The sequence below is a fragment of the Methylorubrum aminovorans genome (genome assembly GCF_022179725.1).
GTDB lineage: Bacteria > Pseudomonadota > Alphaproteobacteria > Rhizobiales > Beijerinckiaceae > Methylobacterium > Methylobacterium aminovorans.
On the sequence record NZ_BPRC01000026.1, the window covers coordinates 40,750 to 58,648 of the forward strand.

The following is a 17,899-nucleotide window of genomic DNA, read 5'->3' on the forward strand; positions in this document are numbered from 1 at the left end:
GAGAGGGATCACACCTCACGCACTGAAGTGCCTGCACCCCGGTTCGTTAACCCTGGAGGCACACGGCCCTCGCCGAGCCGCCCCCTTGCATGTCAGGACCAGCCGCGGCAACGGAGCCGCCGGCTTAGCCCGGCCTGAGGGCGCTGCGATCCCCGGAAGTGGTGCCATGCCCCAGGACGTCAGCTTCAGCGTCAGCCTGCCGCCCGAGCTCGCCGCAGCCTTGCGCCGAGCCGCGGCCGAGCGGGGCTGGACGCCGGAAAGCCTGATCGGCGACTGCGTGGCGCAACAGCTGGAGATCGCTCTGCGCCACCGTGTGCTGGTCGAGCGGATGGAGCATGTCGATGCCGCCCTCCTGGCGATGGCGCAGGCGGTCGGCGAGCTCAGCGCCGCCGCGGATGAGTTCGAGACGGGCAGCCTGTGCCGCTACCGGCCCGCCGAGACGCCAGTGCCGTGACGGCCTCGCTGCAGCGCTTGCGGCCAGGCTCGGACGCGGCGAACTACTATCTGAGCGAGAGCCAGGCCGAGGCCCGGCCGGACCGGCGTGGGGCCTACTACCAGGCGGAGGGCGAGGGGACTTGGTGGTCATCGGGTGAGAGCGTGGTGCGGCACGGAGCGGCGGTCACCGGCGCCTCGTTCCGCAACCTCTGCGCCGGGCTCGATCCGAGTACGGGTCGAGCGCTGGTGCGCGGCGCCGGTGCGCAGCATCAGTCCGGGAGCGACTGCACCCTGACGCCGGCCAAGGCGGTGAGCGTGCTCTGGGCGGCCGGCAGCCCGGAGCAGCGCGCCGGGATCGAGGCGGCGCATCGCGCCGCGGTCGCACAGGCCTTGAGCTTCCTGACGCGCGAGGGCCTCGTCGAGGTGCGCACCGGGGCAGGTGGGGTCGAGCGGCACCGACCAGGCGACCTGATCGTGGCGCGCTTCGATCACTTCACCACCCGCGAGGGCGATCCCAACCTGCACACCCACTGCGTGGTCCTCAACGTTGCAGGCGCACCTCGAAGCTCATCCTCAGGTAGATACAAATCACTGTCACATCTCACAGTTGAACCGGCCCGGATGTTCGAGCAGCAGCGCGGACTCGGTGCCGCCTACCGCGCCGCGCTCAGCCAGGAGCTGCGTGTTCGGTTCGGCTTGCGTTACCGCCCGGCCGGCCAAGGCCAGTGGGAGGTTGCCGGTGTGCCGGACGCGCTGCTCGCAGCCTTCTCCAAGCGCTCGGCTCAGATCCTGGAGCGGGTCGGGCCAGGCGCGACGAGCGCCCAGCGCGAGGTGGCGGCGCTGGCCACGCGGCGCGACAAGGCCGAGCTTCCGAGCGGGCCCGAGCTGGAGACGCGCTGGCAGGCCGAATTCGAGGCCGCTGGCATCGATCCCTGGCAGGAGGCCTTAAGCGCCGCGCAGGAGCCTGACCCGAGCCGGGTGCACGAGGCGGATCGCGCTGAGCGGGAAGCTCTCGACCCCTTCGACCCGCCTGAGATCGCCGGCGACACACCCGTCGCCCGTGCCGCCTCTTCCCTGTTCCGACACGAGAACGTGCTGAGCCGAGCGGCCCTGCTGCAGGCGGCCCTGGAGGAGGCATCCTTACGCGGTCTCGGGATCGGGGTGGTCGAGGCCGAGCTCACGGGGCTGGAACGTGACGGCCGGCTCATGCCCTTGAGCACGGTCGCGCTCGATCCCGGCCAGACGGCTTGCTGGACCAGCCCAGGCCTTGCCGCGTGCGAAGCGGCGCTGCTGCGCGCAGCGGAGCGGCTTGGAGAGCGAGTGTGGATCGCACCCGAGGCGGTGGCGGCTGCGCTGGCTGCCGCACCCCATCTCAGCCCGGAGCAGGCCGAAGCGGTGCGCCAGGTGGCCGGATCGGATGGCGTCTCAATCCTCGAGGCCGGAGCGGGGACAGGCAAGACCACCACGGCGCAAGCCCTGGTTCTTGCAGCAACCCGCAGCAAACTGCGCGTGATCGGCCTTGCGCCGTCTTGGGTGGCCGCCGACGAGCTCGCCCGCTCCGCCGGCATCCCGGCCCAGGCGATTGCCCGCTGGCGTTACGCCTGTGCCAGGGAGCAGGCTGAGGCCAGGATCAATCCTACGGAAGCAAGGACCGCCTCCCTCGATCGAGACACCGTGGTGCTGGTCGACGAGGCCGGAATGGTCTCGACGCGCGATCTGGAGGCAGTCCTGAGCGCGGCGCGGCATGCGGGCGCCAAGGTGGTGCTGATCGGCGACCGGCGCCAGCTCGCCTCGGTCGGGGGGGCGTCTGCCCTGCGGGCGGTCTCCGAGGTGGTCGGGCGAGCGGGCGTGCTCGCAGAGGTGCGGCGCCAAGCGGTGGACTGGCAACGCACCGCCTCGATGATCATGGCGGGCGGCGATGCCGAGGCGGGTCTGCGCGCCTACGCCGCCAACGATCGGGTCGAGCTGATCTCCGGAGCTGAGGCCGCTCAGGAGCGGACGATTACACTGTGGTCCGAGGCACGAGCGCGCCACGGTGCCGACGTGCTGATGCTGACACGCCGCAACGCCGATGCGGCGGCGCTGAACCTGAAAGCCCGGGCGGTGCTACGGGCAGAGGGGCGACTGGGACCTGACCTCATCAGCCTGCCGGCGCGGGATCGGGCGGACAGACCGGCCGTTCTCGCCCTGGCGGTCGGAGACTCCCTACGCTTCGGCGAGAGCCTGCCGCATCTCTCGGTCCGCAACGGCAATCGTGCCCAGGTCGAGAGCATCAGCAAGGACCCGGACGGGCAGCCCCGGCTGCGCCTGCTGCTGGAGGACGGACGGGTGCTCGACGCACCCTGGCAGCAATTGGCGCGACAGCCGCGGTTCGGCGGAAAGCTGCCTCAGCCTAAGATGGTACATTCCTATGCCGGGACCGTGCACGCCGCACAGGGGCGGACAAGCAGCGGGGCGGTGATGCTTGTGGCGGCATCGACAGATGCACGCGAGGTGTATGTCGGCCTGACCCGGCACCGGTCAGATGCCCAGGTGGTGGTCGAGCGCGACCGCCTCGACGCATTGTGCCGGCAGCGCCAGGCCGATCCACGCCTGCCAGCGAGCGCGACCGTGATGCTGGAGCGGCTATTTGCCGAGGCCCGGGTCTACCGCGAGAAGGCCAACGTCGCCGACTATGCCGCCGATCGGATCGCGTTCGTGCGCGACGGAAGCTTAGGCTCGCCCGAGCGAGTTCAGAGCGGCATCGAGGTCGCCCGCGCGGTGCGAGCGGCCCGAGCTTTGCGCACGACGCTCGCTAGACTCAAGCCAGAACGGCTCACAGTGCCGGCTTGGCGGCTCCTCGATGCCGAGAGGCGGCGGCGACTCGCCCATTCCTCGGCCTCCCACACGCGTCGCCTCGTCGCGCAGGTTGCCGGCCTTTTGGGGCGATCCGGACCAGACCGCGAGCATGGTGGGATCGAACGCTGAGGAGCAGGGAAAACGCTCGTCAGGGGCCTCACGAGTGTAAGGAAAACTGTCGTTTCCTGCACACTCTGGGCTGCATAGCTGACAGCACAAAGCGGGAACATTTTCACCCAGGCAACGTTGGTATGGTTAAGCCATAAGGGGCCACTCTTCGCCCAAGCAACGTTAGGCATGGCTAAGCCATATGGGGCCGCTCCATGAATTTTACGAAATATGATTTTGGCCATTTGAACCGCGGCGACGTCGTTGAGGTAATCCTGCAGGGCAGCGCCGCCAATGTCCGGCTGATGGACAGTTCTAATTTTAGCAACTACAGATCAGGCCGTCAGCATCGTTATACAGGCGGTCTAGCAAAACAGTCGCCAGTTCGCCTGATCGTCCCCAACTCCGGCCATTGGTATCTTACTGTCGATATACAGGGTCTACGCGGGACGGTCCGATCGTCTGCACGCGTTATTCCGGCTGCAGCAATGCGACCGTTGCCGGCATTGAATGAGGCACCACTTAGCAGTATCCGCTCGCTGGTTCGGGACGCTGATGAAGATCTTGTTCCCGTGTCTGATGCACCAGATGGGCGTACCTTCGATGTGTTTATTTCACATGCGTCAGAAGACAAGAGCGACGTTGTTCGACCACTCGTAAACGCCCTGAAAGAGGCCGGTCTCAGTGTCTGGTATGACGAGTTCGAGCTGCGGATCGGCGACAGTCTCCGCCGCAAGATCGACAAGGGCCTGGCCAGCAGCCGTTTTGGTGTCATCGTCCTTTCCAAAGCCTTTTTCGGACGCGGATGGCCGGAATATGAGCTGGACGGCTTAGTTACACGCGCCAATTCAGGTGAGCAGATCCTGCTGCCCGTCTGGCACAACGTCAGCAAGAAAGAGGTCATTGGCTACTCGCCATCGCTTGCCGATAAATTGGCACGTAGCACCTCGACCCACACAGTTGAGGAAATCGCCGCGGAAATTGTCGATGTGATCCGCGCTCCCACCGCGTAACCGGCGTCTCATGCATCATCTAAATCCTTATTGTTATATATACTTAAAACATGGCAGTTTATATCGTCACTTGGAACTTCAACAAGGAAAAGCCCAACTACGCAAAGGCACGGGCCGACTTTCTCAAAGTTTTAGATGGGTACGCCACAATTCGAGACAGAGATCTTGAAAGCGTCAGATTTTTCTCAACATCACAAACTGCCCAACAACTCGCAAACAGTCTACATACTCCCCTTGATAATAACGATGCCCTATTTGTCTCGTGGTTAAGACCTAGCGAATATTCCGGCTGGCTGCACTCCGATATCTGGAAGTGGATTGAGCCCAAGCTTTGAAACGTAGCAGCTCATCCTACAGCGTCGTGTACCCCGCGCCTGACATCGCAGCGGAAATTCGCGCTACCTACCCGACGCCGGTCAGCCGAGCATCCAATCTTCGGTATCGAACAGTTCGATGAGGTTACACCAAGGCACTTTGAGATCGTTGCAGACGCCCGGGATCTTCCGGAGGCTTGTCGGGCCGACCTCTTCCGTTACGACGCGGTAGCCGTGCACCTCGGCGGTTGCGATCACGAACGGGTCCGCGGCAAACTTCTCTTTGCCAGCCATCACCAACCCCTTGTAGGTGTTGATGATGTGGGCGCTGCGCAGCTGCACGTCCTCGTCCGGCGGCAGGAACATATCCTCACGCTCCACCAGCCACGCGTACAGCTCCGGCGAGCGCTTCTTGCATTCGGCGAGCACGAGGGCTGACGAGACCAGGCGCCCGTCGCTGACCAGTTGGTCGAGCTGATCCCATAGTTTCGGGAAACGATTGGGCTTGTACCGCTCATACCAGGCCGCAATCAGCGCGCTGGTGTCGATGCAGTAAACCTCCGCCACGCCGGGTTACCTCTTGAGCCCGAACGCAGCCTGCTCCAGCGCGGGAACAGATTTAACCTGCATGTTGAAGTAGTTGGATACGTCGCGCAGCGTCAAACGTCGGTCGTAATAGCCCTGGAAAATCAGCTGCGCATAAGCGCGGCCGAGCTGGCTGACCTTGACGACAGGTGGTGGGGGCGCCCCCGTGGCCTTCTTGCTGTTCAGCGCATCGTACTGCTTCTGGTAGGCCGCGCGCTGGCTCTCGTAGAATGTATGGGTGGTGCGTTTCAGGGTCAGCAGCCGGCGCAGCACCACCTCACGGCTGACGCCGAAGCGCAGAGCCAGGCTGCGCAGCTCATCGTCCTCCCAGGTTTTGCTGTCGCCCTTGCGCGTGACCAGCGGTTCGCGCAGCAGCCAGGCTTTGGGAACGAGGGTGGCCGCAGCGACGGCGTTGCAGAAGGCCTCGACCCGCGCGGCATCGGCGCGCCGCTCATCAGCGCCAAACCCGCTGACACCACTGGCGCGGATCGCCAGGTGGCAGAACTCGTGCAGCAACGTGAACGTGCGGCCGTTGGTGCGGTCCTTGGAATTGATCAGGATCAGCGGCAGGCGGCTTTCAGCGAGGGCCGCCCCGCGCATTTCGCTGAGGGGCAGGCCGGGCACCAGGAAGACCAGCACATCGCGGGCCTCAATCTTGGTGCGCCAGTTATCGAAGGCCTTGGCACGCCAGCCCTGCTGCTCGGTCTCGACAACATCCAGGAAGGCACGGACGCGCTCGCCTAGCGCTTCCTCGTCCTCTGTCAGCTTGGCGCTGAACGCGAACTCGGGGACAGGCTCGCCCATGTCGGCGTGCAGCTCCAGCGCCAGTTCACGGCGCTCTTGGGCCTGCCGGATGACGGTAACAAGGTCTGGGGTAAACGCACCGGGTTCTGCATCGGCCAGCTTGCGGAAGTCCTGGATCGGCTGGAAACCAGCTGGTGGCTCGTTGAGGTAAAAAAGGCTGGGCGCGCGCTTGTAGACGTTGGCGGCAGCGAGAAACTGCGGAAAGGTCAGCTGCACTTCGCCGTTTTCGGCGGCCTCAAGCTTGTCCACGGCAATGCCAATAGCCTTCGCAGCCGCCTCAAGAGTGAGGCGGGCTTGCTCCCGGGCCCATGTCAGCATGGCCGGGTTGATGAAGGCGGGTACGCTCTTTGCCATGGCTACGCTTGCACCATACCACGTCCGTCAAGAGAGGCAGGCATCCCGCGCAAAACGGCGAGAGATGGCTGTTGTTGCAGCAACAGTCAGATAGGTGTTCCTGATACGTTCTCCAATCTATTAAACGTGCAGGAGCTCGCCCCACCGCGTCGTGTACCCCTGTGATAGGAACTCCGCCCGGAGCTTCCAGGGTCTCTTGAAGGGATCGACGGCCACCGCGGCAACGCGGCGGCCGTCACCGTTTGCGGCTTACCGTAAACGGTATACCGCGGACCTCAACCAACACAGGAGCATCCTGCCGATATGGATTATCCATTTGATCTGGCGCGCTTTATTGAGGCGCAGCGTGGCAGCTATGATCAGGCGCTGGCCGAGCTCACGGCCGGAGAAAAGCGCAGCCGCTGGATGTGGTTCATCTTTCCGCAGCTCGCCGGTCTCGGCACGAGCGCGATGGCGCAGCACTATGCGATCAGCGGGCTGGATGAAGCACGAGCCTACCTGCGGCACCCGGTCTTTGGTGAGCGCCTGCGCACCTGCACGGCGGCCGTCAACGCGATCACCGGTCGAACCGCGCATCAGGTGTTCGGCTCTCCCGGCGATATGAAGTTCCGCTCGAGCATGACGCTGTTCGGACGTGCGGATCCGGCAGGCCCGGCGTTCAAGGAAGCCCTCGCCCGCTACTACGGCAGCGCAGAGGATCCGCGGACTCTCGGGCTGCTCGGTGACGCCTGAGCGCGGCCCGCCGTTTACAGCAAGCCGCATACCGCACCTCGAAAGCAGGTGGGAAAGCCGGCCCCAAATTGGCAGTTCTCTGCGGCGCGCGGCGGGAACACCGGCCCCAGTTTGCCGCCACGCTCGCGCAAAACGTCCCCTTCCCTCCAACGTGGGAAAGCCGGCCCCAATCTTGGTTCCGGGCGGCCGCGGGCGAGCGTCAACAGACGGAGCGGCACTCCTCCTGTTCGGGGTTCACGCGGTCGCCCTGCGACCGCACCATCACCTCACCGCGCTCTGCGCGGTGACAAAGCCTCTCAGGAGGGCTGTAGGCGGTTTTCCAGACTCCAGCGCTCCGCTTGTCGGTTCTGCGACCCCGGACGCTTCCTAGGGCCGCTCAGCTGGCCTGGGCCACCCGCACACTCGGAGAGCCCATCTTTGGCCGCCGTCAGGCGGCCGCCATCTGAAATTAGCCGCCGGAGGCGGCTTCCGTGCTGGGTGGGGGAGCGGGTTTTTGGCGGAGCCAAAAAGGGGCGGGGTCTGTGCCTGCGCAGACGGATCCGGAGATCCAGAGCGCTTCCACAGGGTTATTACCGGGTTGGTTTGAGGAGGCCTTCTCCACAGGGTCGCGTCTCTTTAGGTCTCTTTAAGATATCTATATAAAAAGTCTTTATAAAAATTCGTGTTTTGCGGCAGTGGTTTAGACCACAAATCTGGGGCCAGGATTCCGCTAAATTGGGGCTGCACTTCCCGAATTTGGGGCCACACTTCCGCAAATTTGGGGCTGCACTTCCGGCGGCCTCTCTCGCTATCCACAGCCTCACGGCCACGCTTCCGATGTGCTCTGAAGGGCTGTTTTCTGCGGAATTTTGGGGCTGCTGTTCCCACACGGATTGTTTGGTCGCCGAACCGCCCTTCAGCCCCCGACATCAGCATCCAATCGGCATGTCGGGCGGCCTATTCTGGAGCCGGCGTTCCGCTCTGACATGAGCAATCACAGTTACTTAGTGACTCACCGCCGGGTGCGTCGGCTGCGACCCCGCAGCGGTTCCGGAGCAATTCTGGGGCCGGCTTTCCGGTTCAGATGCAGAGATTTCAATGGTTTAGCTTGGCCCAAATACGCCGGCTTCCCCCGCGCCGGGCGCAGGCTGCGCCGCCAATTTGGGGCCGGAGTTCCGCTGCGATATAAGGTTTTCCAGAGACTTAGGCGGTGAGCTGAGCGGCGGCCTGCCCGGCAGCGCGGGCGAGATCCATCTCGAGCTGCGTTGGCGCCGCGTGGGTGTAGTGATAGCGGCGGGACTTGCGCCAGCCGGAGCCGGTGATCTCCTCACGCCACTCCTTGAGGCCGCCGGCAGCGACCATGTCGTTGAAGGCCTGCCGGCAGTCTTTGCGGAACTGGGCACGCGTGGCGCTGGTCTCCCGCTCGGACCAGAGATCCCGGCCGGCGAGCTGCGCCAGGCGCTCCTCGTCGATCCAGGCAAAGCCCGGCTGGCTGTCGATGAACGGCCAGAAGGTCTTAGCGTGGTCCCCCTTGAGGCGGAACTGCACGTCGGCGTTGATGCTGACCAGGTGCGCCTTCTCGATCATCTGCAGCACGCTCGGGCCGTAGCGTACGGTCACGCTGCTATCGAGCTGGGCGCCTTCCCAACTGACCTCGGTGATCAGCGGCGCGGCGCTGCCGCGGCTGTCCGGCAGGGCGCCGATCGCACGGGTTTTCTTGATCTTGTCGAGCTCGGCCAGGGAGCGGCCCTCGTGGATCAGCACGCTGACCTGCTGGATCTCCTGGAACACGTGCACGAGGCTCAGGAGGTTGTTGACGTGCTCGGTGCGGCCCATCACGCGGATCAGCTCGCGCCAACTGGTGCGCGTCTCGTAGTAGGTCCGCGTCGGCGAGATGAACGTGCCCGGCCGGTAGTCCGGGTTGGGCATTGAGACCTTCTCGCGCTTGAGGCGGAACAGCGCGTAGATCGCGTCGCGGTGCTGGCTGCCTAGCTCCCTGCCCTTCACCTCGACGACCGAGTAGCCCGGCACCTCGTAGACGCGGGTGAAGTTGCTGTCGGTGATCAGGTTGACCTTGCGCGGAACGAACGCCGAGGTCCGTGCCAGGCGGTCCGGCATAACTGCCGGGTTGCGCCGGCCGCGCCGGTTCTTGAGCGTGCGCTCGCGGCGCGCGAGGCGCTGCTGTTCTTCAGGCGTGAGCGGGCGTCCGGTCGTCATGCTGCGAGTCACGCTAGAGCACTTTGGGAACACTGGCACCAAAATACGGGAACAGCAGCCCCAAAATTCTGCCTACTGTGGCGGCAGTCCGCATACAGTCCGGCGGCCAACCTCGGTCATGCCCCTGCTCAGGCACCCACCCGGGGCGTACAGCACCGTCATTAAGCCCCTGTCATAAAACAAATACCGCATACAGCTTGCAGTAAGCGGCATGCGGTAGGATCGACCCCGCCTACTTCTTGGCGAACTCAGCTAAGGACGGCTGACCGTACTTTTCCAGCACCATGTTGAGGCCCTCGCGCAGGTAGCTGTTCAGATCGCGGTCGTGTTCGATGCACATCAGGCGCAGGCGCTTGCTGGCGGCCGGCGGCACGTAGACGGTCAGCTTGACGTCCTGCGGCTTGGCCGGGCGGCTCGCCTGGGTGGCCGGATGCTGCACGACCTCGGCGGTGTCCTGGGGCACGGGTTGCGTGTGGCCGCCGAGGGCAGCCTCAAGCGACGCGGGTTTCTTGGCCATGTGGCTTCCCTTCCATCTTGGTGAGCGCCCACTGCAGCAGTTCGCGCACTTCGGCGGCGGCCTTGCTGTTGGTGTCGCGTTCGGTGACCCCCTGCCCTGTCGCCAGGGCGTCCATGTGGTCGGCGCGCATGGCGAGCGGCGTGCTCGCCACCGCCCCTGACAGCTGCAGGACGCGGAAGGCGTCGCTGGTGCGGATCGAGCGGCCCGGCGGGCACTGGTTGAGGACGTAGGAGAAAGGTTTGTCGAGACGGGCGATGCTGCGCACGGTCGGCCGGGCCGCCTCGATGTCGGCGATGCTCGGGCGAGCCGGGATAAGGCACAGGCTGGCAACCTGGATCGCCGCGGTGGCGGCGGGGGTATCGACACCGGGGGTATCGATGATCACCAGCTGGACCCCCTGCTGCTTGAGCAGGCGCATGGCGGCCTCGAGCTGACCGGACTGCAGGGCGTTGACCTCGGGGCCCCCCTCGGCCTCACGGCGCTCGTACCAGTTCTTGGCGGTGCCCTGCGGGTCGAGATCGATGATCGACGTCTTGATGCCCCGCTCCTCGGCCGCGACGGCAAGGGAAACGGCCAGGCTGCTTTTGCCGGTGCCGCCCTTCTGGGTGACGAATGCGATGACGTTCATGGCGGCATCCTTTCCAGCCAATAGCCTAAACCGCAAGCGGTTAACGGCAAGCTGCAGGCGGCATGCGGCATGCGGTGTACCCTAAGCAACACACGGTAAACGGCATACCGTTTACCGTGGTACGTAAGCGCGGCCCTAGAAAGTGGCATCGTCAAAGGGGAGCAGCCTGCAAACCAGTAGCCGGAGCGCTGCCGTGTACCGTATACGGCAAACAGTACAGCAGTAATGCCAGGACTTAGGTCTCAGCAACGGTTGTCGTCTCTCGTGTGCAGGGAGCATTCGCATCCCGCAAACCGTTTTCGGCATACCGTAAGCGGCATGCCGCACGTCAGCACCAACCAGAAACCTGCCGCAAGAGCGGGCAGGATCGGGGACTCCAAGCCGCGCTCCGGTGTACCTCGGGACCAGCATCCTGTCAGAGCGGCTTTAATGGTAACATATATGCTACTATGATAGATGGAGATCAGGGAGTTTCTGGACGGCCGTGGCGGCAGCCCGTTCGCCAGCTGGTTCGATGACCTGGACGCCCAGGCCGCCGCCAAGTTGACAGTCGCGCTGACCCGGATGGAGCGGGGCAACCTTTCCAATGCCAAGGGCGTCGGGGGAGGGGTCCAGGAGTACCGGATCGACTGGGGGCCCGGCTACCGGCTGTATTTCGGGCAGGACGGGGACACGCTGATCATTCTGTTGTGTGGCGGCACCAAACGCCGGCAGCAGGACGACATCGCCGAGGCACAGGCGCACTGGGCGGAATACAAACGACGGAAAAAGGAGGAGGGGTGATGGCCCTGACCCGCAGCTTCAAGGACACAGTGAAGGCGCGTGCCGAGCGCGACCCGGCGTTCCGGGACGCTCTGCTGACGGAGGCGGTCGACCAGTTCCTGGCAGGCGACCTCGACACCGGCAAGGCGGTCCTGCGCGACTACATCAACGCGACGATCGGCTTCGAGCGTCTGGCCCAGGAGACCGGCTCGTCGTCAAAGAGCCTGATGCGCATGCTCAGTCCGACGGGCAATCCGACGGCCAGTAACCTGTTCAGCGTGCTGAGCACGGTGCAGAAGGCCGCGGGCGTGCACCTGGCGGTCGCCGCAGGCCGTTAGCCGTTTGCCGTTTACGGTTTACCGCAAGCGGCGGGGAGGGTGGGCCCCTGGTATCAGACGCCCACCTTCGCGAAGTCAGGCAATCTGCTCGCTCTGGGCGCCGCTGTCGGGCCGGGCTGGGCCGAGATCCTGCACCTGTCCCATCGGCGCATTCTGAACCACGTTGAACTCGCCCTTGCCGTCGAGAGAGCGGCCGCTCGTCCAGCGGCCTTCCGGCGGCGGAACGCCGTCACGGTTGGTGGCAAAGAAGCTGTAATTGTACTTCTGGTTCTCCTCCGATTGCGGGAAGGAGTTCGGGATCGGCAGGGCGCCCTCGTGACCGCCGACCTCCTCGATGACCGAGAGCCATTGCTGCTGGTGCATCGTGTCGCGGGCGATGAGGAAGCTCCACATGTCCTTCATGCCGGGATCGTTGGTGGCATTGGACAGGCGCACCGCGAGCGTTCGGCCCGTCGCCTCGGCGGCGACGTTGCAATACATGTCGGCCGCGAGGTTTCCGCTGGCGTAGATGTGGTTCATGTCGAACGGCACGCCGTCGGAATTGCCGGGGAAGGCGGCCATGCCTGAGGAGAGCAGGTGCTTGTGCAGCATGCCCTCGGCGATGTGGCGCGGGTTCTCGCCACCCATTACGGCGCCGACGATGGCATCGGCCGCGCCGGCCTCTTGAACCTTGGTGGGGGAGTTCTCCAGGTTCATCGCCACGGCGGTCGCGAGCATCTCGATGTGACCGATTTCCTCGGTCGCCGTGTGGAGCAGCATGTCGCGGTACTTCGAGTTCGGCGCCCGGTTACCCCACGCCTGGAAGAAGTACTGCATACAGACGCGGATCTCACCTTCGACGCCGCCGATGGCCTGCTGCAGCATACGGGCATAGATTGGGTCCGGGCTCTCAACCCGCACAGGATATTGGAGCCGCTTGTCATGATAATACATGGTGGATCCTTTGATCAGGCAGGATCGCGATCGCGCGAACCAGCATGGCGGCACCTCCCCAGGTCTGCCGCCTTCTGGACTGCGTAACCCAGGCCGTTCAGGCCGGTTCATTCGCCTAAGGTGTTTCAGCGCCAGAAGCAGATCCGACAGGCGCGGTCGGATAAAAAATTCTACCGGACAATTGCAGGCATGAGAAGAATCTTGCTTGTTGCGCAGGTCGCGGGCGGCTAAACGGCTGGCACCAAGACGAAAAAAGACCGCCCCGGTGAGGGAGCGGCCCGAAGTCTAGGGAGGAAACGCCCAAGAAGGGCTACGGGACCGCGACGCCATCGCGATCTCGCATAATGCAAAATTAGATGGTGCGCCGCACAAGGCAAGCCCCTCAAAGGGCGTTTGCCGATGCACGTACGGCATAGCTTGCACCGTAAGTTCGCCGGCACACCATAGCCAGCGTGCAACTAGCTGCATTGTGCCTTTTCCTGATTTTTCTTCAGCTGCAGCAGCAGCTCGGCCAAGCGTGGATCAAGCCCCTCGTCCAGCACGGATTCGTAGATTGCCTGCAGCTGTAGCCCGAGCCGCAGGCGTGTCCGGGCATCCAGGACTGGTCCGTGGTCGGTCATCGCTGACGCCGACGGATGCGTGTTTGAATTGGCGCTCATCATGGGCATCTGCTGAGAGGCGAGCGGGGTTGAGCAGCCGTTGAAAGCCCTACAGTCAGCCAAGAGCACCGGACGCGTTTCTGCGGGGCGCAGGCGCGCGTAGGCATTCAGTCTGCAGGTCGAGTAGATACCCGGCTAGCCGTTTGCGGACGGCGGGATCAGCGCAGGACACGGAGATGTAAACCGGCAGGGCCTCGCGCGCTATGTCGTAGACGACAGCCTCGGCATAGTGAGCAGCCTTGCGTTCGGTGTTGGCTGCCACAAGCCTAACCCCGGTCGGCAGTCCGAACGTGACGGTGATGATGGCCACAGCACACTCCAGGCACTCTGCGCGTCCGTGGAAACCCTCCTGATCCGGCGAAGTTTCTGGCGGGGTTATATCCATTATCCATACGCCCGTTGACCCGAAGCGGGACCGCTCCAGCTAAGCTCCGGGCCCTTTGGCGGGCCGGATTGCAGAGGCGAGCAGGGGTATGAAGACCAAGAACCTGTGCACTCCTCCCTTCCAGGTGACGACCTTCCGGGACGGGCAGGCAGTCATCATTGAGACACTGGAAACAGAGGTCGCGGCCCGGACACGCTTCAGCTCAGCGGTTGAGCTGTGCTCGGCCCTCGACAACGCTCACGCACATAAGGTCGAACTGCGCGCGGGCGCGGCCAACCTTTTGGACTCTTGGGCGTCAGTCGGGCCTGATGTACCGGAACGGGTAGGGGCCGAGGAACAGGTCGCCTAAAGCCTTCCTGTAGCGATAGGTGAGCCAGCGCTGGCGCAGGTGCTCGGCGCGGTCGTGCAGGATGTGACAGCGCTGACAGAGCGCCTTGAGGTTCTTCGGGTCGTTGTTGCCCGGGTCATGGTCCAGATGCGCACATGCCAAGTAGACGCGGGTGGTCTGCAGGTCTGTGCCGGCCGGCAGGCATTCCAGCGGCGCCAGCTTGAGGGGACGCCCCTTGCCGCTGCGCCAGGTCTGCGCACCAGCATCCCACCAGCGGCCTTCACCCAGATGGAACACGAGCTGCCCGTGCGGCCGGCCGCACTGCTCGCAGCAGCCCTTGGCCCGGCCGAAGCGGATCACGTCGGACAACTCGCGCCAGTCGATCGGATAGAAGAAGCGGTTCTCCGGGCGGATCGGCATGACGCTCAGCCCTTTGCCTGTTGGCTGCGCGCACGCGCCTGCGGGAAGTACTGGTAGAACGTGAAGCGGCTGACCCCGAGGCGCTTGGCGATCGCGGCGATTGAGATGTTGCCGGCAGCCAGCAGCGCCTGCCCCACCTCCAGATCGGCCTCGCTGAGCTTCTTCGGGCGTCCACCCTTGCGGCCACGGGCAACGGCCGCCTTCAAACCCTCCATGGTGCGCTCGCGGTTGAGGTCGAGGAAGTACTCGGCCATGGCGCCGTGCATCTGCAGAGCGAAGCGCCCGTGGGCAGTGGCGCTGTCGAACTGCTCGGTCAGTGAGCGGAAGTGGATCTCCTTGATCCGTAGGCCGTCGATCGTACGCATCATCTCCACGAGAGAGCGGCCGAGGCGATCGAGCTTCCAAACCACCAGGACGTCTGTGGGACGAAGATAGGCGAGGGCAGCCTCGAACTCCGGGCGTTTGGTCCCGGCCTTGCCGCTCTTCTTCTCCTCGAAGATCCGCTCGCAACCGGCCTTGGTCAGCGCATCGCGCTGCAGGTCGAGGTTCTGATCCTGGGTCGAGACGCGGGCATATCCGACGAGCATGGCAGGATAGTCTCACAACACCCTTATACGTACAATAGATTTCCTATCATATTTTCCGTACATAAACGGGGCTGTTTCGGGGTGCCGACGAGGCGCCAATGCCGATTGTCAGAAAAACGTTCGTTTTTCGCCCATGCACGATCGCACATGATCCGCCCCCCTGAAGTGGTCCGCCCTGAGGTATGGCTTTTGAGCCAGATGAGGACGGACAGATGGGAACGAAGCGGCACAAGCCGGAAGACGTGGTCGCCAAGCTGCGGCAGGTGGATGTTCTGGTCTCGCAGGGCCAGAGCGTGGCGGAGGCGATCCGGGCCATCGGCGTGACGGAAGTGACCTACGGGACGAGCTTTTGAACGGTGAGATCTTCTACACGCTCAAGGAGGCGCAGATCGTGATCGAGAGTTGGCGACGACACTACAACAGCGTGCGCCCGCACGCCTCGCTCGGCTACCGACCACCGGCCCCGGAGGTGTTCGTGCCGGCCTTCACCGCTTGGCCGGCTGCGCTCACCCGGTCGGCTCCGCCGGCCAAGCGACCCGTGGAGCAAAGGCCGACCCTGCACTAACTTAGAACTTGGACCACCGCGTGGGGGCCGATCACCGACGCCGTCGACTGGCAGGCCTACCATGCCATCCGCCGTTCCTCGCTCTGGGAGGAGAGAGGTCTTGACGGCTACGACGATGCTCGCCCGCAGGAGCGCTTTGCTCACCATCACGCGCTGCTTCTGAAGCTGGATAAGGATGGGATCGGCACCACGCGGCTGGACGACCTGCGGGACGGGACGGGCATCGTAAGGCTGGTCGCCATCACAGCATCCCTGCGGAGACAGGGGCACGGCCGTGTGCTCGACACGATGGTCGAAGACTATGCACGAGAAATTGGGTTGACCAGACTGCTCGTGAGTGCGGCTTCAGAGGCCGAAGGGTTCTACAGCAGGGCATCGAGAGCGACCACTTCCGGGTGAAACGACCCATTCCACGCGTGGGCGGGTTCCGCTCGTTCAACACGGCGCGCCGCACGATCTGCGGCTTCGAGGCGATGCTGTGGCTGCGCAAGGGCTTCGGCTTTGCCGGTGCGTGGACCATGCGCGAGCAGAACCAGCTACTCGGGATCTGCTTCGGACTTCCCCAGGCGAACAAAGCGTGAAAGCAGGACGGTAGAGGCCGTTCCGCGTCTCAGATCCAAGTTTGCGACACGCCCTCTTGCGATCACCCAACCCGATCAGGCCGGCCACGTAGAGCGGACACATCGCGCGGCGGGCAGGATGCGACAGGACCGTCAAGAACGGTTGGAGCCAACGGGACAGGTCTACGCGCCAGTCATCGTCTGCTCCCATCGCGACCATCCGCGCTGGATCATCCTGCCGTACGAATCCTCCGTGGCATCTCCTCGTTCCCGCAAACCTGCCAAAGTAGTGCCAGGTGTCTGGTAGCGGAACGTTGTTGGGATCGGGTGCGTTGGGCGATCGAGGAATACGCCTGGCGCTTTGACGGGTTGCGCCGGGCTCAGTCTTCCCGGAGGTCCCGCTGATGCTCGCCATCCATCCGAATGCCCGTACCACGCCCGCTGTCCGCGTCGAGATTGCCCGCTCCCAGGAGAGCTCGGGTGTGCTGGCGAGCCGCTACGGTGTCTCCACCGAGACCATCCGCAAATGGCGCAAGCGCGGCCCGGCCGACTATCAGGATCGCTCGACGCGGCCGCACAAGTTACCCTGGAAGGCGAGCGAGGAGGAGCGTGCCATCGTCTGCGCGCTTCGTCGCGCCACCGGCTTCCCGCTCGACGATCTCACCTTCATTCTCACGCACTTCCTGCCGCATCTGAACCGGGACGCCGTCTACCGCATCCTGAAGGCTGAAGGCCTTAACCGCCGGCCGCCGGCCGAGCGCACGCGCAAACCGCACGGTACGTTCAAGGACTACGAGGTCGGCTTCGTGCATATGGACGTGAAGCACCTGCCCAAGCTCCAGGATCGCGATCGCGTGCTGCGCAAATGCTACCTCTACGTCGCCATCGACCACGCCTCCCGCTACGTGCACCTCGCCGTCAAGGACGACGAGACCACCGCCTCGGCCATGGCCTTCTTGGACGAGGCGCTTTCAGCCTTGCCGTTCCGGGTCACGCACGTGCTGACTGACCGTGGCTCCTGCTTCACGGCCGATGACTTCGAGCACGCCTGCGAGCGGCACGGTGTGCAGCATCGCAAGACGAAAGCCTACACGCCGACAACCAGCGGCATGGTCGAGCGCTTCAACTGGCGGGTGCAGCGCGAGGTGCTGGGCATCACCCTCTACAGCCACCAGGATCTTGAAGCGGTGCTGTCCGGCTTCAACCGCGCCTACAACGGCCGACGTCAGCGTGTCCTGAAGGGCCGCTCACCCGACATGATCTTACGCGAGCGCTTCGCCGCTAAGCCGGAACTGGCGAACAAGCGCCCCAAGCCGCCCGATCCAGACGCTCTTCCCAGAGCCCTCCAGGTCATCGCAGATGCCAAGGAGGTCTCGCATCCAGACAGCTAGGACCAGAGGAACTGGAGATATCGCCACAACGCTCCACTCCTGCCCCTGTGAACCTTGCTGCACCACCGCCGTTAATTCACGACTGCCCAGGCCTGCTCAAGATGGGTGCGGCGAACTCCCATCCGGCAGATGACCTGTGTCCCGAGGCAATGCTCGATGAGGAAAAGGTGCCATGCACGTCAGGTTCAGAGCGGCCCGTATCACTGGTTACGCCGCGCTTGCGCTGCTGACCGGTAGCATTGTGGGATCTATCCCGGCCGCTGCGCAGCACCACGGCGGTCACGGCGGGTTCGGTGGCCACGGCAGGTTCGGCGGTCATGGCGGGTTCGGCGGTCATGGCGGGTTCGGCGGTCATGGCGGGTTCGGCGGTCATGGCGGGTTCGGCGGTCATGGCGGGTTCGGCGGTCATGGCGGGTTCGGCGGTCATGGCGGGTTCGGCGGTCATGG

At 64.3% G+C, this 17,899-nt stretch carries 18 protein-coding genes and 5 pseudogenes; 11 read left to right on the forward strand and 12 right to left on the reverse strand.

The features are described 5' to 3' along the window. The first annotated feature begins 166 nt into the window (after positions 1-166). The 3 genes from MFF24_RS23020 (at position 167) to MFF24_RS23030 (ending at position 4,394) form a co-directional block, all read left to right on the forward strand. Positions 167-454, forward strand: a complete 288-nt coding sequence (locus tag MFF24_RS23020) for a hypothetical protein (RefSeq protein ID WP_238228252.1) — start codon at positions 167-169, stop codon at positions 452-454. Next, entirely contained in the window at positions 451-3,402 is a 2,952-nt protein-coding gene (gene mobF / locus MFF24_RS23025; protein ID WP_238228253.1) for a MobF family relaxase, read from the forward strand. Before MFF24_RS23020 ends, mobF begins: the two co-directional genes overlap by 4 nt. A gap of 194 nt (positions 3,403-3,596) precedes the next feature. Then, positions 3,597-4,394: a DUF1883 domain-containing protein gene (locus tag MFF24_RS23030; protein ID WP_238228254.1), complete on the forward strand. Its 798-nt coding sequence runs from the start codon at positions 3,597-3,599 to the stop codon at positions 4,392-4,394. Positions 4,395-4,810: 416 nt separating this feature from the next. Here the strand turns inward: MFF24_RS23030 and MFF24_RS23035 are convergent, their stop codons facing one another. The 3 genes and pseudogenes from MFF24_RS23035 to MFF24_RS29090 form a co-directional block, all read right to left on the reverse strand. Next, entirely contained in the window at positions 4,811-5,275 is a 465-nt protein-coding gene (locus tag MFF24_RS23035) for a DUF4411 family protein (RefSeq protein ID WP_238228255.1), read from the reverse strand. 6 nt (positions 5,276-5,281) lie between these two features. Then, entirely contained in the window at positions 5,282-6,451 is a 1,170-nt protein-coding gene (locus MFF24_RS23040) for an ImmA/IrrE family metallo-endopeptidase (protein WP_238228256.1), read from the reverse strand. Positions 6,452-6,571: 120 nt separating this feature from the next. After that, a pseudogene (locus tag MFF24_RS29090) lies at positions 6,572-6,673 on the reverse strand (DUF4113 domain-containing protein); the annotation flags it as partial. Positions 6,674-6,754: 81 nt separating this feature from the next. On the opposite strand from MFF24_RS29090, the gene MFF24_RS23045 reads away from it, so the two are divergent. Next, positions 6,755-7,183: a DUF1810 domain-containing protein gene (locus MFF24_RS23045; protein WP_238228257.1), complete on the forward strand. Its 429-nt coding sequence runs from the start codon at positions 6,755-6,757 to the stop codon at positions 7,181-7,183. A gap of 1,182 nt (positions 7,184-8,365) precedes the next feature. On the opposite strand, the gene MFF24_RS23050 is transcribed toward MFF24_RS23045, so the two are convergent. The 3 genes from MFF24_RS23050 to MFF24_RS23060 all read right to left on the reverse strand — a co-directional run bounded on the left by MFF24_RS23050 (position 8,366) and on the right by MFF24_RS23060 (position 10,524). Then, positions 8,366-9,379 (reverse strand): hypothetical protein, encoded by a 1,014-nt coding sequence (locus tag MFF24_RS23050; protein ID WP_238228267.1) that lies wholly within the window; start codon positions 9,377-9,379, stop codon positions 8,366-8,368. A gap of 232 nt (positions 9,380-9,611) precedes the next feature. After that, entirely contained in the window at positions 9,612-9,896 is a 285-nt protein-coding gene (locus MFF24_RS23055) for a ribbon-helix-helix domain-containing protein (protein ID WP_238228269.1), read from the reverse strand. Then, complete coding sequence (locus MFF24_RS23060) at positions 9,871-10,524, reverse strand: AAA family ATPase (RefSeq protein ID WP_238228271.1); 654 nt, start codon at positions 10,522-10,524, stop codon at positions 9,871-9,873. Before MFF24_RS23060 ends, MFF24_RS23055 begins: the two co-directional genes overlap by 26 nt. Before the next feature lie 456 nt (positions 10,525-10,980). Between MFF24_RS23060 and MFF24_RS23065 the strand changes: the two genes are divergently transcribed. Both MFF24_RS23065 and MFF24_RS23070 read left to right on the forward strand, forming a co-directional pair. Then, positions 10,981-11,307: a type II toxin-antitoxin system RelE/ParE family toxin gene (locus tag MFF24_RS23065; RefSeq protein ID WP_238228272.1), complete on the forward strand. Its 327-nt coding sequence runs from the start codon at positions 10,981-10,983 to the stop codon at positions 11,305-11,307. Beyond that, positions 11,307-11,624, forward strand: a complete 318-nt coding sequence (locus tag MFF24_RS23070) for a helix-turn-helix domain-containing transcriptional regulator (RefSeq protein WP_238228281.1) — start codon at positions 11,307-11,309, stop codon at positions 11,622-11,624. Before MFF24_RS23065 ends, MFF24_RS23070 begins: the two co-directional genes overlap by 1 nt. 75 nt (positions 11,625-11,699) lie before the next feature. On the opposite strand, the gene MFF24_RS23075 is transcribed toward MFF24_RS23070, so the two are convergent. The 5 genes from MFF24_RS23075 to MFF24_RS23095 all read right to left on the reverse strand — a co-directional run bounded on the left by MFF24_RS23075 (position 11,700) and on the right by MFF24_RS23095 (position 14,936). Continuing rightward, positions 11,700-12,557: a manganese catalase family protein gene (locus MFF24_RS23075; RefSeq protein WP_238228283.1), complete on the reverse strand. Its 858-nt coding sequence runs from the start codon at positions 12,555-12,557 to the stop codon at positions 11,700-11,702. Positions 12,558-13,015: 458 nt separating this feature from the next. Beyond that, the gene (locus MFF24_RS23080; RefSeq protein ID WP_238228284.1) at positions 13,016-13,219 is read right to left on the reverse strand and encodes a hypothetical protein; all 204 of its coding nucleotides are present in this window, start codon (positions 13,217-13,219) and stop codon (positions 13,016-13,018) included. Positions 13,220-13,271: 52 nt separating this feature from the next. After that, positions 13,272-13,526 carry a hypothetical protein gene (locus tag MFF24_RS23085; RefSeq protein ID WP_238228286.1) on the reverse strand — a complete coding sequence of 85 codons (255 nt, stop codon included), beginning with the start codon at positions 13,524-13,526 and terminating at the stop codon, positions 13,272-13,274. 370 nt (positions 13,527-13,896) lie between these two features. Continuing rightward, positions 13,897-14,349: a hypothetical protein gene (locus tag MFF24_RS23090; RefSeq protein WP_238228288.1), complete on the reverse strand. Its 453-nt coding sequence runs from the start codon at positions 14,347-14,349 to the stop codon at positions 13,897-13,899. A gap of 5 nt (positions 14,350-14,354) precedes the next feature. Beyond that, positions 14,355-14,936, reverse strand: a complete 582-nt coding sequence (locus tag MFF24_RS23095) for a recombinase family protein (RefSeq protein WP_238228290.1) — start codon at positions 14,934-14,936, stop codon at positions 14,355-14,357. Positions 14,937-15,148: 212 nt separating this feature from the next. Between MFF24_RS23095 and MFF24_RS23100 the strand changes: the two are divergent. The 5 genes and pseudogenes from MFF24_RS23100 to MFF24_RS23120 all read left to right on the forward strand — a co-directional run. Beyond that, positions 15,149-15,274: pseudogene (locus MFF24_RS23100) on the forward strand (IS3 family transposase); the annotation flags it as partial. Beyond that, positions 15,271-15,501, forward strand: a pseudogene (locus MFF24_RS23105) (integrase core domain-containing protein); the annotation flags it as partial. The pseudogenes MFF24_RS23100 and MFF24_RS23105, both read left to right, overlap by 4 nt. A 159-nt stretch (positions 15,502-15,660) precedes the next feature. Next, the gene (locus MFF24_RS29095) at positions 15,661-15,900 is read left to right on the forward strand and encodes a GNAT family N-acetyltransferase (protein WP_373322742.1); all 240 of its coding nucleotides are present in this window, start codon (positions 15,661-15,663) and stop codon (positions 15,898-15,900) included. Beyond that, positions 15,864-16,082: pseudogene (locus tag MFF24_RS23110) on the forward strand (DDE-type integrase/transposase/recombinase); the annotation flags it as partial. The gene MFF24_RS29095 and the pseudogene MFF24_RS23110, both read left to right, overlap by 37 nt. A gap of 383 nt (positions 16,083-16,465) precedes the next feature. Further along, entirely contained in the window at positions 16,466-17,452 is a 987-nt protein-coding gene (locus MFF24_RS23120; RefSeq protein ID WP_238228292.1) for an IS481 family transposase, read from the forward strand. A gap of 76 nt (positions 17,453-17,528) precedes the next feature. On the opposite strand, the pseudogene MFF24_RS23125 reads toward MFF24_RS23120, so the two are convergent. Beyond that, positions 17,529-17,899: pseudogene (locus MFF24_RS23125) on the reverse strand (hypothetical protein); the annotation flags it as partial.

Coding starts and splice junctions, on each gene's coding strand:
- MFF24_RS23090 (WP_238228288.1), bottom strand. CDS start 14,349: ATGCCGATCCGCCCGGAGAACCGCTTCTTCTATCCGATCGACTGGCGC.
- MFF24_RS23080 (WP_238228284.1), bottom strand. CDS start 13,219: ATGATGAGCGCCAATTCAAACACGCATCCGTCGGCGTCAGCGATGACC.
- MFF24_RS23050 (WP_238228267.1), bottom strand. CDS start 9,379: ATGACGACCGGACGCCCGCTCACGCCTGAAGAACAGCAGCGCCTCGCG.
- MFF24_RS23095 (WP_238228290.1), bottom strand. CDS start 14,936: ATGCTCGTCGGATATGCCCGCGTCTCGACCCAGGATCAGAACCTCGAC.
- MFF24_RS23075 (WP_238228283.1), bottom strand. CDS start 12,557: ATGTATTATCATGACAAGCGGCTCCAATATCCTGTGCGGGTTGAGAGC.
- MFF24_RS23045 (WP_238228257.1), top strand. CDS start 6,755: ATGGATTATCCATTTGATCTGGCGCGCTTTATTGAGGCGCAGCGTGGC.
- MFF24_RS23030 (WP_238228254.1), top strand. CDS start 3,597: ATGAATTTTACGAAATATGATTTTGGCCATTTGAACCGCGGCGACGTC.
- MFF24_RS23070 (WP_238228281.1), top strand. CDS start 11,307: ATGGCCCTGACCCGCAGCTTCAAGGACACAGTGAAGGCGCGTGCCGAG.
- MFF24_RS23120 (WP_238228292.1), top strand. CDS start 16,466: ATGCTCGCCATCCATCCGAATGCCCGTACCACGCCCGCTGTCCGCGTC.
- MFF24_RS23040 (WP_238228256.1), bottom strand. CDS start 6,451: ATGGCAAAGAGCGTACCCGCCTTCATCAACCCGGCCATGCTGACATGG.
- MFF24_RS23065 (WP_238228272.1), top strand. CDS start 10,981: ATGGAGATCAGGGAGTTTCTGGACGGCCGTGGCGGCAGCCCGTTCGCC.
- MFF24_RS23020 (WP_238228252.1), top strand. CDS start 167: ATGCCCCAGGACGTCAGCTTCAGCGTCAGCCTGCCGCCCGAGCTCGCC.
- MFF24_RS23060 (WP_238228271.1), bottom strand. CDS start 10,524: ATGAACGTCATCGCATTCGTCACCCAGAAGGGCGGCACCGGCAAAAGC.
- MFF24_RS23055 (WP_238228269.1), bottom strand. CDS start 9,896: ATGGCCAAGAAACCCGCGTCGCTTGAGGCTGCCCTCGGCGGCCACACG.